At 54.6% G+C, this 16,455-nt stretch carries 11 protein-coding genes; 4 read left to right on the top strand and 7 right to left on the bottom strand.

Features of this window, described 5'->3' with window-relative positions; translation table 11 throughout:
• The 4 genes from L215_RS0107165 to L215_RS0107150 are packed head-to-tail and all read left to right on the top strand — an operon-like array spanning position 1 to position 3,333.
• Positions 1-621, top strand: a complete 621-nt coding sequence (locus L215_RS0107165; RefSeq protein WP_025882762.1) for a 3'-5' exonuclease — start codon at positions 1-3, stop codon at positions 619-621.
• 39 nt (positions 622-660) lie between these two features.
• Complete coding sequence (locus tag L215_RS0107160) at positions 661-1,881, top strand: class I SAM-dependent rRNA methyltransferase (RefSeq protein WP_025882760.1); 1,221 nt, start codon at positions 661-663, stop codon at positions 1,879-1,881.
• Between the two features lie 3 nt (positions 1,882-1,884).
• Positions 1,885-2,895, top strand: coding sequence for a tetratricopeptide repeat protein (locus tag L215_RS0107155; protein WP_025882759.1), 1,011 nt, complete (start codon positions 1,885-1,887; stop codon positions 2,893-2,895).
• A 39-nt stretch (positions 2,896-2,934) separates the two neighbouring features.
• Positions 2,935-3,333, top strand: coding sequence for an OsmC family protein (locus tag L215_RS0107150; RefSeq protein WP_025882758.1), 399 nt, complete (start codon positions 2,935-2,937; stop codon positions 3,331-3,333).
• A gap of 109 nt (positions 3,334-3,442) precedes the next feature.
• On the opposite strand, the gene L215_RS0107145 is transcribed toward L215_RS0107150, so the two are convergent.
• The 7 genes from L215_RS0107145 to L215_RS0107115 form a co-directional block, all read right to left on the bottom strand.
• A complete protein-coding gene (locus L215_RS0107145) occupies positions 3,443-6,016 on the bottom strand; it encodes an adenosylcobalamin-dependent ribonucleoside-diphosphate reductase (protein WP_025882756.1) in 2,574 nt (857 codons plus the stop codon).
• A 550-nt stretch (positions 6,017-6,566) separates the two neighbouring features.
• Positions 6,567-9,203: a DUF5686 family protein gene (locus tag L215_RS0107140; protein WP_027451555.1), complete on the bottom strand. Its 2,637-nt coding sequence runs from the start codon at positions 9,201-9,203 to the stop codon at positions 6,567-6,569.
• 7 nt (positions 9,204-9,210) lie between these two features.
• On the bottom strand, positions 9,211-10,689 hold the full coding sequence (gene rpoN, locus L215_RS0107135; RefSeq protein ID WP_027451554.1) for an RNA polymerase factor sigma-54: 1,479 nt from the start codon (positions 10,687-10,689) through the stop codon (positions 9,211-9,213).
• Positions 10,683-12,053 (bottom strand): UDP-N-acetylmuramoyl-tripeptide--D-alanyl-D-alanine ligase, encoded by a 1,371-nt coding sequence (locus L215_RS0107130; protein ID WP_025882755.1) that lies wholly within the window; start codon positions 12,051-12,053, stop codon positions 10,683-10,685. Before L215_RS0107130 ends, rpoN begins: the two co-directional genes overlap by 7 nt.
• A gap of 24 nt (positions 12,054-12,077) precedes the next feature.
• A complete protein-coding gene (gene coaD / locus L215_RS0107125) occupies positions 12,078-12,542 on the bottom strand; it encodes a pantetheine-phosphate adenylyltransferase (RefSeq protein WP_027451553.1) in 465 nt (154 codons plus the stop codon).
• Between the two features lie 28 nt (positions 12,543-12,570).
• Positions 12,571-14,592 carry a toprim domain-containing protein gene (locus L215_RS0107120; RefSeq protein WP_036871656.1) on the bottom strand — a complete coding sequence of 674 codons (2,022 nt, stop codon included), beginning with the start codon at positions 14,590-14,592 and terminating at the stop codon, positions 12,571-12,573.
• A gap of 27 nt (positions 14,593-14,619) precedes the next feature.
• Positions 14,620-15,747, bottom strand: a complete 1,128-nt coding sequence (locus L215_RS0107115; RefSeq protein WP_025882750.1) for a protein-tyrosine phosphatase family protein — start codon at positions 15,745-15,747, stop codon at positions 14,620-14,622.
• Positions 15,748-16,455: the final 708 nt, after the last annotated feature.

Below are 16,455 nucleotides of genomic sequence, written 5' to 3'. Positions count from 1 at the left end.
GTGCTGTCATCAATTACTAAAGAGGATATAGGCAAACTAGCCAAAGCGACCTTCACAGGTGAAATCGTTGTCGTGGACTCGCTCCCGCAAGTGGAGCCCGCCGTAGCAGCTCTAGAGCAATGTGCTATAATCGGTATGGACACAGAGTCTAAGCCTGTCTTTAAGAAGTATGAGCGTCAGTCGGTAGCGCTTATTCAGCTGTCGAGCGAGAGTTGCTGCTACCTCTTTAGGATTAACAAGATAGGCATCCCGCCACGCCTGCAGGGGCTACTGGAGCGTGAGGATATACTCAAGGTGGGACTAGACCTTTGCGGAGATCGGAGACAGCTGAGGAGGTTTTCAAAAGAGCTACAGCCACAAGGCTTTGTAGACCTGCAGCGTCTTACACCTGCTTACGGCATCCACGACTTGGGCCTGCAAAAGATCTATGCGATACTCTTCGGTGAGAAGATTAGCAAGCGTGCTCAGCTAAGCAACTGGGAGGCGGCTACGCTAACGCCTGCACAGCAAAGCTACGCTGCGCTAGACGCATACGCTTGTCTCCGCATTTATCATCGTCTCGAGTCGGAGCCAATGCCACTACTGCACCACTTCGGGCTCTGCCCCGAGCAACCATCCTAGGACTTTACCACAAGAGCTACACAATCTACCACCACTCCTATGTATCAGTTATACCTCAAGCCCCACCGTGAGGAGCCTCTCCTCAGACACCATCCATGGGTCTTCTCGGGCGCACTGCAGCGCAGCAAGGAGAGCATACCGCTAGGCGCGACAGTGACTATCCTCAACCACGATGGCTCGCAGCGACTGGGGCAAGGCGTTTACGAGGGCGGGACGATAGCCGTCCGCATGCTGACCTTTGGCGAGGAGGAGATAGGGGAGTGGCGTGCCTTCTTTACTACACGTCTGAGCCAAGCGCTTCAGCTTCGCAAGACGCTCTTCCAGAGCCAAGACGGGCGACCGACAAACTGCTGGCGCCTATGCTATGGTGAGAGCGACTTCATACCAGGGCTGGTCATCGACATCTACCGAGAGGTGGCTGTGATACAGATACATGCGCTGAGCCTCTACCCGCTACGTCAGTTGATCGCTGAGGTGCTGTGCGAGCTCCCAGAGCTAGGCGTGCACTACGTCTACGACAAGTCTGTCGAGACGCTCCCAGCGCAGACACCTAGCGACTGGATTATGCCAAATGGCTACCTAGGCAAGGCGCCCTCGGCAGACTATGATCGGACGGTGCGGGAGTACGGCTACAGCTTCCTGCCAGACTGGGAGCGGGGACAGAAGACTGGTTTCTTCGTGGACCAGCGTGACAACAGACGTCTTGTCGAGTCGTACGCTCGGGGGCGCAATGTCCTCAACATCTGCTGCTACTCGGGGGGCTTCTCCGTCTATGCTCTCGGAGGGGGCGCCCAGCGCGTCGTCTCGATAGACAGCTCTGCACGAGCTATCTCACTTTGCGAGGAGAGTGTGGCGATCAACTTCTCTTCTGACTCCGAAACGCTCCAGAGGCACGAGGCGGTCGTGGCTGATGCTTTCGACTATCTTTCTGCGATCGAGCCAGGAGCCTACGATCTGATCGTCTTAGATCCACCAGCTTTTGTCAAGCAGCGCAACCATAAGCAACAAGGTTTGGGAGGGTACCGCCGATTGAACGAGTCAGCACTTAGAGCGATCGCCCATGGCGGACTGCTCTTCACCTTTAGCTGCTCGCAAGCCGTCACGATGGAGGAGTTTACCCTAGCGGTGATGACGGCCGCCACGCTTGCGGGACGAGAGGTGCGTATCCTCAAACGTTTGGGGCAAAGTCCCTGTCATCCGATCAACATCTTTTACCCAGAGGGGGAGTATCTCAAGGGATTGCTCCTCTACGTCTCTTGATCCATGCCCTCTAAGCCCAAAGAGTCTAGCTCAGACCTACTCTCGCCACAGACGACCAGTGCCGTGGCTGGCGGTATCGACTGCGAGCAGCTCTTTGCCTTGATGACGCAACAGCTCGACCTTGTCGTTGATACGAGAAGATCGGGCAAGCTGTACAGTCTTCTGCAGAAAGAGCTAGAGGATCCGACCGATCATCTTGAGTATCTGCAAACAGAGGGGCTACACTGGCTACATCGTGCGGCTCGTCACGACTCGCTCCCGGCGATTGACTACTTAGTTAAGCTCTATCAGCCACACGCTGACAGGACTGCGCAAAACTGTCTGAGACGCTACCTGCGCCAGAGGGTAGCCCTGCGGGGAAATGTGGAGGATCTGTACGCTCTGGCACTACACTTGACGAGCCCGCAGATGGGACTAAGGAAGAACTACCGAGAGGCGAGCGACTACTTGCGTATGGCGATTCAGCTGGGGCATCCGAAGTCTCATCTCCTCTTAGCGCAAATGTATCAGAGAGGCTTGGGCGTAGTGCGTAGTCACGAGCAGTATCTCTATCACTTAGAGACGGCTGCCGAAGCGGGGCTCGTGGAGGCTCAGATAGCACTTGCGAGAGCTTACGCACAGGATGGGCTCTTCGCTCAGATGGAGCGGGTGGAGTACTGGCTCACGGTAGCCTTGAGGCAAGATGCACCCGAAGCGTGCTATCTGCTCGGTAAGCTGTGGTATCACCAAGATGGAGACTGCTACAGCTCTCGTGTCGTCTCCTTGTGGGAGCGAGCCGCCGAGGCGGGCATCCCCGAGGCGTGCTACGAGGTAGGGCGGATGCTCCTGATAGATCCGCTGCAACCCGCTCGTCGCACGGAGGCTATCCGCTATCTGTGCCAGGCAGCGCAGAGCGGAGTCTTCCTAGCCACCCAGCTACTCTATCGACATCATTATGACGCTAGTGGACGATACATCGGGATGCTTCGTGAGTCCCTCTCGGAGTATGTCGCTGAGGAGCAGATGCTCTTTTGAGTCCTAAGGAAGTCTCACTTTAATAACACTGTAAACGATATGAAAACGCACTTAGTCAAGCAGGGAGCTTACCTCTCGCAAATTGATAATCAACGAGGAAACAGCGTAACCGTCGACCTCCCCGTCGCTTCTGGCGGTACAGGTCAGGGACCTACCGCCTTCGAGCTCCTCGCCATGTCGCTCAATGGCTGCATCGCGACGATCTTCACCACGATGGCCGAGAAGAAGCGCCTGACCATCGAGCATCTAGAGATAGATCTTGAGGCACAGACCACGGAGGGCGAGATGGAAGCGATCGACTACACGCTACGGGTCAAGACGACCGCCACGGATCAGGAACTAGAGAAGTGTCTCGAGCTAACCGAAAAGGTCTGTCCCGTGGGACGACTCTTCCACCGTGCTGGTGTCCCCTTCACCCATCGCATCGAGCGAATGTAAGGAGCGCGCGTTTTCCCTCTGCCAGCAAAAGCTGTAAGAACCCAAAACAAAACCCCACCATTGTGTCGTACAATGGTGGGGTTTTCCGATGTTTAGCGCTTATCTGTGACTAGCCACACTTTGAGGAGCCACAGTTGGTGCAGATGAGGCAACCCTCCTGATAGACTAGCGTATGCTGTCCGCAGTTAGAGCAGGCGGCAGATACGGCTGTACCGCTCGGGAGATAAGTCTTGAGAGCACGAGCCACACCGTTCTTCCAGGTGTTGATACTCTCATCGTTGAGCTCCATGCCTTGGACCAAGTTGATCACCTGATCTATCGGCATCTGGTAGCGCAGGACGCCTGAGATGAGCTTCGCATAGTTCCAGTACTCGGGGTTGAACTTCGTGTCCAGACCCTCTACCGTAGTCTTGAAGCCACGCTTGTTGTGGAATTGGAAGTCGTAGTGCTTCGTGCCATCCTCGTCGTAGCTACGGATGATCTTACCTTTCGTCACGCTCTTTGGAAGCATGATACCCTCGTCATCGTCAGCGATACCAGTGAAGACCTCGTAAGGCTTACCGTCCAGTAGACCGACGAAGGCGATCCACTTCTCCTTATTGTTCTGAAAGCGCACGATATCCGCCTCTAGTACCTTGGGGCGCTTGTGTACAGCCTGAGACATAGGCGTGGGCTCTACGGGAATCTCTGCAGCTGCCTCTTGCTCAGCCTTGGCTTGCTTCTCTTTCTTCTGCTGCTCCTCCGAGATGAGCACACCTGAGCGAGAGCCCTCACGGTACACGGTACAGCCCTTGCAACCAGCCTTCCACGCCTCAATGTAAAGCGTAGCCACCATCTCCTGAGAGATGTCGGACGGGAGGTTGATTGTCACGCTAATGCTGTGATCCACCCATTGCTGTATGCGTCCCTGCATCTTGACCTTAGCTACCCAGTCCACATCGTTGGCAGTAGCCTTGTGGTAGGGAGACTTAGCGACCAGCTCCTGTAGCTCCTCGTGCGAATAGTTCTTCTCGGAGTCGTAGCCGTTGGCTTTCATCCAGGTGAGGAAGTTGTGGTGGTAGACCGTGTACTCCTCAAAGGTATCGCCCGTCTCGTCCGTGTAGTCCACCTTGACGTTCTTATCATTGGGGTTGACCTTGCGTCTGCGCTTGTAGACAGGCATAAAGACTGGCTCGATACCTGACGAAGTCTGCGTCATAAGGCTCGTCGACCCTGTAGGAGCGATGGTCAGCAACGCTATATTACGACGGCCGAACTTCTTCATCTCCTCATAGAGCTTCGGATCAGCCTTGGCAATGCGCTGGATAAAAGGATTGTCTTTCTCACGCTCTGTGTCATAGAGGTCAAAGGCTCCGCGCTCCTTAGCCAACTCTACTGAGCTAGCGTAAGCTGATAGGCAAAGCGTCTTCTGCACCTCCTCTGCAAAGCTGATAGCCTCGTCCGAGCCGTAGCGCATGCCCATCGCAGCGAGCATATCGCCCTCGGCTGTGATGCCGACGCCCGTACGACGTCCGAGGAGGGTCTTGCGCTTGATCTTGCGCCACAACTCACGCTCAGCCGCTTTGACCTCTTCGGTCTCCGTATCTGCGGCGATCTTCATGAGGATCGCATCGATCTTCTCCGCCTCTAGGTCAATGATGTCGTCCATGATGCGGAGCGCCTTGGCAACATGCTCACGGAAGAGATCAAAGTCAAACGAAGCTTTTGCCGTAAAGGGATTGCGCACATAGCTGTAGAGATTGATCGCCAGCAGACGGCAACTATCGTACGGACAGAGAGGTATCTCCCCGCAAGGATTGGTCGAGATAGTCTTAAAGCCTAGATCGGCGTAGCAGTCGGGCACAGACTCACGGATGATCGTGTCCCAAAAGAGCACCCCAGGCTCAGCGCTCCGCCAAGCGTTGTAGATGATCTTGTCCCATAGCTGGCGCGCCTGAATGGTGCGGGTAAACTTAGGCTCCTTCGAGTGGACGGGGTAGGTCTGCACATACTCTTTGTCATCCACGACCGCCTGCATGAAGGCGTCGTCGATGCGTACCGATACATTGGCACCCGTCACCTTGCCCTCGGTCATCTTAGCATCGATAAAGGACTCGCTGTCTGGGTGATTGATCGAGACTGTGAGCATGAGCGCACCACGACGACCATCTTGCGCCACCTCGCGAGTGGAGTTGGAGTAGCGCTCCATAAAGGGAACCAAGCCCGTAGAGGTGAGGGCAGAGTTCTTGACGGGCGAACCCTTAGGACGTATGTGCGAGAGATCGTGCCCCACGCCACCACGGCGCTTCATCAGCTGGACCTGCTCCTCATCGATACGGATGATGCCACCGTACGAGTCGGGCTCACCATCTAGACCGATGACAAAGCAGTTTGAGAGCGATGCGATCTGGTAGTTGTTGCCGATTCCGGTCATCGGGCTGCCCTGAGGCACGATGTAGCGGAAGTGATCCATCAGATCCATCAGCTCACTCTCAGAGAGCGGGTTGGGGTAGTTGTGCTCTATGCGGACCAGCTCCCGAGCTATGCGCTGATGCATGTCGCGAGGGGTCTGCTCATAGATGTTGCCGTAGCTGTCCTTGAGGGCGTACTTGGTCACCCACACCTTGGCGGCCAGCTCATCACCGCCGAAGTAGTCCAATGTGGCTTGATAAGCCTCATCAAAGGAATATGTCTTTTGCTTCACTTGAATAGATATATGAAGGGTTACAAGATTAAGTCTGCTAGAGAGGTTTCGTTATAAGAACGTCACGACCCTGAGCTTCTCGGATTTCGTTTGCAATATTACAACCAATAATTGACGTGGGCAAATAAATCAACTAGAAAACATTCAATTGTTGATAAGTTGTCCGATAGAAAATCGTAACTCGCTTATAGTTAGTGCTATCTATTTTGGTGGTATAATCGAAAGTTGACCGTTTTGAAAACTATCTCTAGAGGAATATGGTCCGATGCTCGTCTATTTGGTTGATTAGATGGGCGGAAGACGCCTATTCGTTGCGCTTTTCGTGTTTTTCTTCTAGAGGTTTCTCACTTCAGTTCAGGCATAAAACGACATATCTTCGAAGGAGTCCAAAGTTTCTCCTGTATAAAACTCTAGTTTAACCCAGATGAAATTGGAACGACGCTGGGAAAAAACGACCTGAACGAGGAAGATTGCTGAGCTATTCAACAGCCTCATTTAGCGGTTGCTTAAGGGAAACTTAGCGGTCGTTTAAGCGGCGCTGAGCGGAGAGTCAGAAGGAGACAGAGATGCCGAGGCGGACGGAGTGGCGCTGACGTGTGGGGAGCCCACGGCCTGTGACGCGGTAGAAGTATTGGACGGAGAGCACCTTAAAGATGTTGCTCAGCCCGGCCGATAGCTCTAGGTGTAGGTCATTGCGCATAGGCTCGGCGTAGGTGGGGAGGAGGATTTGCCCAGGACGCGGGGTGATGTGCCGTGGCGATGTGTCGCCCCAGTAGCCGTGGATGCCGACGAGCTCTCGCAGTCCGAGTCGTTTGACGAGCGGGATACGGTTGAAGAGCAAGCCCTCCATACGATAGAGGAGCTTGAAGTCAAGGTATTTGTCGGCGATGAACTCTAGTGGCTGTATGGTCTGGAAGGCGTCGGGGACGAGTAGCCAAGCGCGATTGCCATAGGGCGTGAAGAGCTGTGACTGCGGGGTATTGCCTAGAGCGATTCCACTCTGGAGGGTTATGTCGAGTGCGCCAAATATGCTGAGATACAGTCTCTGGCTGTAGGCTAGATGGAGCGCGCCGTGGGTCTGGTCGTTGCCCCATAGGCCTCGTGGGTAGACCGATCCAGTGATTGTGAAGGAGGGCTTGTAGATGTCTGCCGATACGATGCTGCCGGGCTTGCGGCCTGAGTAGGGCGTGCGTCCAGGCGTCCAGCTGAGTGAGGCTCCGATCTCGGTCTGTCGTAGTTCGTGGACTTCGTACTGCTTGCCCTCGTCATCGATCGTATAGTAGTGGAGCGTGCCTGTGGGTCGCTGGCGCTGGTAGTCGACCCATATATTGGAGTAGAGGCTAGGCGACCAGTCTATCTCGTGCGAGGCCTTTATATCTAGTCCATAGTAGCGCCGTGTGATGGTGTAGGTGCCAAAGATGGAGGCGATGCCATCTTTGTAAAGTCCGTAACTCTCTTCTCCTGGGAAGAAGAGGTCGTTGCGTATGGAGAGCGCAAAGTTGTTTCGTGGGTAGTTGTGGGGATGTAGTTCCTTAGGCTTAGTAGCATAGATGAGTCGGGCGTAGTACTTCCACTTTTTGTCCTTAAAGCCATAGGTGACATATCCCTCGGCAAAGAGCTGGTTGTGCAGTCTGGCCGTGGTCATACCCCCGAGGCGCAGCCGTACGCCCTCGATCAGGTTGGCACTGATGAGGGTCTCTAGGGGACCGAGATCTACATAGACACGCTCACGGTGTAGTGGCTCAGCGGGTATCGGGATAAAGCCTACGGAAGCCATCCTGGCGCATAGCGAAAAGAACTTGTACCCAGGGTCGTGGAGGATATAGTCGACAAGCCGTGTGGCGCGCTGCTCGGTGGAGTCGATCGGCTCGGGGCGAATGACCAGACCGTAGTCGTCGATGACGCGTGTCATGAGTTGCTGGAGCGTGTCGGCGGGGAGGAGGAGACGAGGGTCGAGTACCTCCGGTCGTAGCGCTGTGGCGCCTGTATTGTAGTGGCTGTAGATGGAGGTGACGCGAGCTAAGGCTGAGATGTCTAGTCGCTTGGATACGCGAAAGAGTGCATCAAGGCGCTGTCGCTCGGGGAGCCATAGGGTGTCGGGCCGTCCGTCTGATCGTGTGATGCTCTGCGGGGCGTAGTCGATGGTAATCTCTAGGCGGTCTACCCAGTTGACGTTGGCTGTGGTGGGGAGGCGCATCTCTACTCGGTGGATGCTGTAGTCCACGGTGTCTACCAGTAGCGTACCCGAAAAGCCTGCGTCACGCATCTCGATCGGTACGAACTGTATCTGATAGCAGGGATTGCCCGAGGCGTCTGGGATGGTGTCTAGGAGATAGTACTTGTAGAAGGTGATGCCGAGCTGAGAGTGCAGGGGACCGATGATCTCTTTGGAGAGAAGTGGCAGATCGTTGTCGTAGATGTCTACGGGAGCGAGGAGGGCATCTATATTGCTTGATAGCAGTCCCTCGTCGACAATCTGTTCGACCCCACTGTGTCGTGTGCCGAGGAGTAGCGGGTTCTCTGGGTGCCCGCCTTGCTGTGCGTAGACGATGTGTCGCTCACGTAGGGAGAAGGGGAGGATGGGTGTCCTGGCGAGAGCAGAGCTGTCGACGAAGCTCTTCATACGCCACTTGGGGATGCCCCAGTAGCCTTTGCCTCGTGTGATGTCGCCCTGAGCGAGGAGGGTCTTCTGGTAGAGCTGGTAGGAGTAGTCTGGTAGGGCGGATAGATGGTTGCGCTCTTTGTGCTGCATCACCTGTCGCATGATGGTTACGGCGGGATTGCCCTTGCGTCGGTAACGCTCTTTCTTGGGCTTGACGACGACCGTCTCCATGACCGTTTCTTTTCGGAAGAGGGGGATGCGACCTAGTTCGTGATCTTGGTATTTGTCCAAGAGCAGTGTGCAACCTTCGTAGCCCAAACAATTGATCTGTAGTGCGATGGAGTCTGTGGCGATGAGCTCTTGCTGTAGCTTGATGGTGAAGGCGCCCTTGTCATTACTGGCGGTTCCGGTGACGCTCTGGCGTGTCTCGGTGGAGATGGTGGCGTAGGGGATCGGCTCTCCGGTCTCTCGGTCGTATAGAATGCCCGAGATGGTGGTGGTGCTGATGATCTGTGCGGGGAGCAGGGTGGGGAGGAGGCACAGGAAGCTCCAGAGCAGGAGACGGTAGCTACGCTTGACTGGCATGATTGAGTTACTTAGTCAGCTTGCGACGCAAGCGAGCTGTGGGGAGCCCGAGTTGCTGTCGATACTTAGCCGTGGTGCGGCGCGCTATGTCATAGCCCTGGCGTGAGAGCTCCTCTGTGAGTTGGTCGTCTGTGAGTGGCTGGCGTGGATCTTCCCCATCAATGATTTGCTTGAGGCAATCTTTGATCACTTTGGTGGAGACATCGCTACCGTCCTTTGCCTGCATGCTTTCGCTAAAGAAGAACTTGACGGGGTAGATGCCCCACTGGCACTGCACGTACTTGCTATTGCTGACACGTGAGATGGTGCTGATGTCTAGTCGGGCTAGCTCGGCAACGTCCTTGAGGATCATGGGGCGCAAGTCTACGATGTCGCCTGAGAGGAAGAAGTCTCGCTGCAATGTCATGATGATGGTCATGGTCGTGCGGAGGGTGTCGTAACGCTGCTGCAGAGCGGAGATGAACCACTCGGCGTCCTTGACTCGGTCGCGGGTGTACTGGATTGTCTCCTTGAGCTTGGCTCGCTCGCTGGTTGAGGCATCACGGTAGTCGGCGATCATCTGCTTGTAGCTTGGCGACACGGTGAGGGCGGGTATCTCGCGCTGGTCGGTGAGGGTCAGGGTGAGCTCGCCTTCATGCTCGGTGATAATGAAGTCGGGTGTGACTTTCGAAAGGAGGGTCTCTGCAGAGGAGTCAAAGCCGTTGCCGGGTTTGGGCGAGAGCTGGTGAATGAGCGACGACACGGCCTCGAGCTGCTTTTGATCAAAGCCTCGCTTGGTGAGTCGCTCGAACCGTTTGTAAGCAAAGTCATCGAAGTAGCTAGAGACGATCTTCTCCGCATTGACCACGGTCTCGCTCTGCTCCATGCGGTGCAGCTGCAGTAGTAAGCACTCTTGTAGCGTCCTAGCTCCTACGCCTGGAGGGTCTAAGCTCTGAATGATCTGGAGTAGCTCGGCGAGCTCCTGCTCGGAGGCGTCGATGCCCTCTTTGAGGAGTAGATCCTGAGCGATGAGCGGGAGCGAGCGGTCTAGGTAACCGTCCTCACGGAGGTTGCCTACTATATAAGGTACGAGCAACTGCTGCCGCTCGGTGAGCTCTAGGGTGGAGAGTTGGTTGTCGAGGTAGTCCGTGAGGGAGAGTCCGTGAGCGGCAAAGGGTATCTCCTCGCGCTGCTGCTCTCTCTCGGCGATCATCCTCAGCCGATAAGCTGGGATCTCGTCGTCATTGCCGAACTCGTTGCGCGCTTCGAGCCGATCTTGGTCAGATTGGCTTAGGGAAGAGTCGACTTGCTCGTTGGTTGCGTTGCTTTCATTGGAATCGTCACGAGCGGTGTAAGCCTCTTCGAGGGCGGGGTTGCGCTCGATCTCAGCACTGATGCGCTGCTCCAGCTCGGTGACAGGTAGTTCCAGCAGTTGTATCTGCTGTATCTGCCGGGCGGTGAGGGTCTGGCGCTGCTCTAGTTGCTGTTGCTGCCGATTCTTTAGCATAGCTCCGCAATAGACGAGAGATGGTGCGAGTTAGAGCCTTTGATCAGGATAAAGCTGTGCTGCGGTTGGTGTCTGGTGAAGTATTGCTTGAGAGCGGTTGCTGAGGGGAAGAAGATGAAGTGCTCGCTCCCGTAGCGAGCCTGCAGAGCAAAGAAGTTGGGCCCGCAGAAGTAAGTGACCATCTTAGGATAGCGCAGGAGATAGCTCTGTATCTGTCTGATGACGGTGATATGCTCGCTCTCGGCAGCGTCTCCGAGCTCGTTCATGTCGCCGAGGATGAGCATGCGGTTGAGCCCCTGCGAGTCCATCGTGAAGTAGCTGCTGAGCGCCACCTCCATGCTGGAGGGATTGGCGTTGTAGCAGTCGAGGATGACGCGGTTGCCTTGCGCTGTCGGGGGAAGGACTTGTGACCGCTCATTGTGTGGCTGGTAATTGGTCACAGCCTCATTGATCGTCTTCGGATCTAAGCCGAAGTGTAGTCCCACGGTGATGGCTGCGAGTATGTTGTTGAGGTTGTAGTCGCCGACTAACTTTGTCGCTAGCTGATAGCTCTCACCAGTCTCCTGGTCACGCCACTCTATCTTTAGCAGTCCGGACTCATCGGTGGGGAGTACGGAGCCCGTGATGCGTGGGGAAGAGGTGCCGTTGTAGTAGACCGTGGGCAGTCCATTGAGGTTGCTGATGAGCGTCTTGTCCTCGCCATTGCAGAAGGCTTGTCCGCCGTGCTCTCGCAGATAAGCGTACAGCTCGCTCTTAGCCTTGACCACTCCCTCGGGCGTGCCAAAGCCTGAGAGATGAGCCCGCCCTACATTCGTAATGATGCCGTACTGCGGCTGAGCCAGCTTGCAGAGCGAAGCTATGTCTCCGATGTGCGAAGCGCCGAGCTCGACGATGACAAACTGATGCTCGGGGCGAACTTGTAGCAGGGTAAGCGGGACGCCTATCTCGTTGTTGTAGTTCCCCTGCGTAGCATGCACCCGATACTTGGCGGACAAGACCGCAGCGACCAGCTCCTTGGTGGTCGTCTTGCCATTGGTCCCCGTGATCGCTATGAAGGTCGCCTCGGACTTCGCCCTATGAAGGAGCGCCAGCTCGTGGAGCGCCTCAAAGCCTCCGTCCTTGTAGTAGATGAGCCTCTCCCGAAGGTCGGCTTCCTCGACCTCATCTATATAGCTAAGGTCGTCAACGAGAGCATACTTGCAGCCCTGCTTGAGGGCATCTGCAGCGAAGCGATTGCCATCGAAGTGGGCTCCTCGTAGCGATACGAAGAGCGAGTCGGGACGCAGATGTCTCGTGTCAGTGCAGATACCGTCGCTCTGGAGGAGTAGGTCGTAGATATGATTGATGTCAGCTGATTGTCGCATAGTGAGAGGATAGGAGATAGCTAATTAGTCAAAAGTCAAAGGCATGCCACTGGGTACGTAGTCAGACACATCTAGATTCCAGCTCAGGAGCTCCCGTACCATAGAGCTAGAGATGTGGAGCAGCCCTTGCGCTCCAAAGAGGAGTACGGTCATAGGTCCGTTCAGATGGTCATTGATCTGAGAGATACTCTGCTCGTACTCGAAGTCGCTCGTGGAGCGTACGCCACGTATGAGAAACTGTGCGCCACACTGCTTCGCCGCCTCGATAGTCATACCGCTATAGCTCACGACACGGACACGAGGCTCCTGCGCATAGACGGTCTCTATCTGTAGAGCGCGCTGCTCAGAGCTGAAGAACGGCTTTTTCGTTGGGTGCGTGCCGATACCTATGACCACCTCGTCGAAGATCTTGAGAGCACGTGCCACAATGTCCGCATGCCCTAGTGTAAAGGGGTCAAAGGAACCCGCAAAGAATCCGATACGCTTCATATCTGTCTGCTAAGCTAGCTGGGGAGACTTAGACGATCTCCTCGTCGATGACTAGGTTGTCTATGATAAAGTCTTGACGGTCGGGCGTGTTCTTGCCCATGTAGAAGTGGAGCATTCGCTTGAGATTGTCCTCCTTGCGGAGCGACACCTGACGGAGCTTGATGTTTTCCTCCGTGATCAGCTCCTTAAACTCATTGGCGCTGATCTCTCCCAAACCCTTGAAGCGGGTGATCTGAGCCGAAGCTCCCATCCGCTCGACAGCCGCATTGAGCTCCTGGTCACTGTAGCAGTAGGCTGAGGTCTCCGCCTCAGACGCTGGCTCGATGGCCGCTTTCTTGCCGCCCTTCTTCTTACCCGCTGAGGCAACACGTGCCGTGATACTCTTCTTACGCTTGGCTGGGAGCGAGACACGGTAGAGCGGTGTCTCCAATATGTAGACGTGCCCACGCCGCACCAGCTCGGGAAAGAACTGCAAGAAGAAGGTCAGCGTCAGGAGTCGTATGTGCATACCGTCATCATCGGCATCGGTAGCGATGATCACACGGTTATAGCGCAAGCCGTCGAGGCCGTCCTCGATGTTGAGCGCAGCCTGAAGGAGGTTAAACTCTTCGTTCTCATAGACCACCTTCTTGCTCAGCCCGTAGCTGTTGAGCGGTTTGCCTCGCAAGCTAAAGACCGCTTGGTAGCGCGCATCTCGGCTCTGCGTGATCGATCCACTAGCCGAGTTACCCTCCGTGATAAAGATACTGGTCAGCTCGGGGTTCTTAGCCTTCGGATCGTTGTAGTGCTCGGTGCAGTCACGTAGCTTCTTATTGTGCAGGCTAGCCTTCTTAGCACGCTCACGCGCCAGCTTGGTCACGCCACTCATCGCTTTGCGCTCACGCTCGTTGGCTTGGATCGTCTGGAGCATCACTTCGGAGATCTCGGGGTGCATGTGGAGGTAGTTGTCGAGCTTCTCCTTGAGGAAGTCGCCGACAAACTTCTGTACCGTCACGCCCCGCAACGGTTCATGCTCAAACATCGGGTCTTGGGGCACCATCTCCTTGGAGCCAAGCTTGATCTTCGTCTGACTCTCGAACTCAGGCTCGATGATGCGAATGCTGATCGCCGCCGCCATGCCAGAGCGAATGTCCCCGTACTCAAAGCCCTTGCCCGAAAACTCCTTGATCACACGAGCCACCTGCTCGCGAAAGGCTGTCAAGTGGGTACCTCCTTGTGTGGTGTACTGACCATTGACAAAGCTGTAAAACTCCTCCCCGTACTGCTCAATGTGTGTGATAGCGACCTCTATGTCGGGTCCCGTGAGACGTATGATTGGGTAGAGCGGATCGCCCGTGATGGTGTCTGAGAGGAAGTCCTGTAGCCCGTGACGGCTTACATATTTCTTATCGTTGAGGTAGAGTGTCAGCCCCGTGTTGAGGTAGCAGTAGTTGCGCACGAGCGCCTCCACATGGCGGAGGTCGTAGTGTGAGTTGCGAAAGACCTCAGCGTCTGGCGTAAAGGAGACCAATGTGCCGTGCTCCTCCTTGTCCTCCCATGGCTCCGCTGGTGTATGAGCGACCATCTCAGCCCGCTCGTAGGTGACTGAAGAGGTCTCCCCCTCGCGCCAGCTCTGGACGGTAAAGGTCGAGGAGAGCGCATTGACCGCTTTGAGACCGACACCGTTTAGACCGACCGACTTCTTGAAGGCTTGCGAGTCGATCTTGGCGCCCGTATTCATCTTAGAGGTCGCATCAACGAGCTTACCGAGCGGGATGCCTCGACCGTAGTCTCGTATCTGCACCTCGTTTGTCTCGCTCTCTATCGTGATGCGTATCTCACTACCCACACCCATGACAAACTCATCGATGGAGTTGTCTATCACCTCCTTGATGAGGATGTAGATACCGTCGTCCGCCTGCGTACCATCACCGAGCTTACCGATATACATACCAGGACGCTTGCGGATATGCTCGCTCCAGGAGAGCGTCCGAAAGTCCTCCTCGGTGTACCCCGCTACTGCGCTGGGGGATAGCAGGTCTGGGTTATTTAGTGGTTCTTGTGTCGGCATGAAGGTGAGGGTAAGTAAAGGAAGAGATTAGAGCTCCTTGATGAAGACACGGCGCGTCTTGTGGTGCTTACGCTCGAAGTAGCTCCACTGCAGCTGTACCGCCATATTAGTCTCCAGTTCAGGATTGCTCTCAGCGGTTTCGACACCTAGCTTGTTGTAGATCGGTATCAGGTCAGCAAAGATCAGCGCATTGATTCCCTTGTTTTGATACTCAGGGAGTATACCTATGAGGTAGAGGTCGACCACCTTGGGCGGGGTCTTGAGCGCATTCAGTAGAGGTATGAAGCCAAAGGGGTAGAGCCGTCCTTTGGCAGCGCGCATCGCCTTGCTCAGGTTGGGCATCGTGATAGCGAAGGCAATCATCTGCTGGTCACGCTCTCGGACGATAGCGGTAAAGAAGTCTAGACGTAGTAATGGTAGGTAGGCTTTGGCATAGTACTCCATCTGTGCGGACGACAACTCGCTAAAGCCGTAGAGCGGTGCGTAAGCCTTATTGAGCGTGGTAAAGATTTCTTCAGCGTGAGACATAATCTCCTTGCGGCTCTTGTACTTAACCACCTTGAGACCATACTTCTCCTTCACCAGATTAGCAATGCGCTGATGCTTCTCAGGGATCTCCTTAGGGATCTTGATCAGGTACTCCTTCCAGTCTGTACTCTTGGCATAGCCTAGTCGCTCCAGCTGCTTGGGGTAGTAAGCGTAGTTGTATAGTCCTACGGTCGTACCCATCTGGTCAAAGCCCTCCACGAGCATCGCCTCCTGATCCATATCGGTGAAGGACATCGGCCCGTGTATGTAGTCCATGCCCTTGTTACGACCCCACTGCTCGACAGTCTCAAAGAGCTTGTCGACCACCTCGTCATCATTGATGAAGTCAACGAAACCAAAGCGTGCGTAGTTTTGATTCCACGTCTCGTTTGCCTTATGGTTGATGATACCCGCGATGCGCCCTACGATCTTGCCATCCTTGTAGGCCAGAAAGTAGGCAGCCTCACATACATCGAAGGAGGGATTCTTGTCCTTATCCAGTAGGTCTATCTCATCCTTGATGATGCCAGGGACGTGATAGGGATTGTTTTTGTACAGCTCAAGGTTGAACTCAACAAACTTCTTCAGCTCCTTGCGTCCATCTATTTGTCTGATTTCTACTGCCATGATTTAAGCTTATGGTTTGATTGCTGCTGTTACTGCTCTGGCGACAAAGTTAGCAAAATAAGCGATACAAATAGGCTCCCCGACTAAGTTAGCCAGGGCTGATGCCTGATAACCTGCCGTCTAGAAGCTGCGCATGACGATAACTAGAGATACGCAGTTCGAGCATCACTATAGAGTGGCTACGGATCCTCTCTGATTACATCTTTCTCCCGAAGAATTGAATTCCTACCTAGGAATTTGCCAAATAGCTACCTAGGAATTCCCCCAATTCCTACCTAGGAAATAAAAAATTCTTCGGAGGAATCAAATGAAACTTCGGAGGAATCAAAAAATAAGTCCGAAGAATTTTTTATTCCCTAGGTAGCAAATCAAAAATATCTACGGAGGAATTTGGGCAATTCCTAGGTAGGAATTGAAACGAGCTCATTTTTTACAATGCATCAGCCCTGCCATCGACTAAGTCAGCCCGCTCTCCGATGAGGGTTAACTGTTATCTTGAGGCTTCAAAAAAGCGTGCGTGGAGAGAACTGACGCTTTGCTACCTATGAGACTGTTGCAAAAGTCAACAGTCTCACAATCTTGCTTACAAGATTGTCCTGACTTTGCAGAAAGAATGAAGCGCAAGGCGCTGAGGGTGAGGTCTGAAGGGAGCATACCTCCGTATGTGACCGAAGCCGAATCCCGAAAGCAACACAGCGATTCGCCTTT

This window comes from Porphyromonas uenonis DSM 23387 = JCM 13868 (assembly GCF_000482365.1).
In the GTDB taxonomy this organism is placed as follows: Bacteria; Bacteroidota; Bacteroidia; order Bacteroidales; family Porphyromonadaceae; genus Porphyromonas; species Porphyromonas uenonis.
The sequence above is the reverse complement of the archived record's forward strand: the minus strand, read 5'-3'. Positions and strand labels throughout refer to the sequence as shown.

What these genes read in the sequence shown, in the direction of transcription:
- L215_RS0107160 (WP_025882760.1), top strand. Translation starts at nt 661, where the DNA reads ATGTATCAGTTATACCTCAAGCCCCACCGTGAGGAGCCTCTCCTCAGA.
- L215_RS0107155 (WP_025882759.1), top strand. Translation starts at nt 1,885, where the DNA reads ATGCCCTCTAAGCCCAAAGAGTCTAGCTCAGACCTACTCTCGCCACAG.
- L215_RS0107150 (WP_025882758.1), top strand. Translation starts at nt 2,935, where the DNA reads ATGAAAACGCACTTAGTCAAGCAGGGAGCTTACCTCTCGCAAATTGAT.
- L215_RS0107140 (WP_027451555.1), bottom strand. Translation starts at nt 9,203, where the DNA reads ATGCCAGTCAAGCGTAGCTACCGTCTCCTGCTCTGGAGCTTCCTGTGC.
- rpoN (WP_027451554.1), bottom strand. Translation starts at nt 10,689, where the DNA reads ATGCTAAAGAATCGGCAGCAACAGCAACTAGAGCAGCGCCAGACCCTC.
- L215_RS0107130 (WP_025882755.1), bottom strand. Translation starts at nt 12,053, where the DNA reads ATGCGACAATCAGCTGACATCAATCATATCTACGACCTACTCCTCCAG.
- coaD (WP_027451553.1), bottom strand. Translation starts at nt 12,542, where the DNA reads ATGAAGCGTATCGGATTCTTTGCGGGTTCCTTTGACCCCTTTACACTA.
- L215_RS0107120 (WP_036871656.1), bottom strand. Translation starts at nt 14,592, where the DNA reads ATGCCGACACAAGAACCACTAAATAACCCAGACCTGCTATCCCCCAGC.
- L215_RS0107115 (WP_025882750.1), bottom strand. Translation starts at nt 15,747, where the DNA reads ATGGCAGTAGAAATCAGACAAATAGATGGACGCAAGGAGCTGAAGAAG.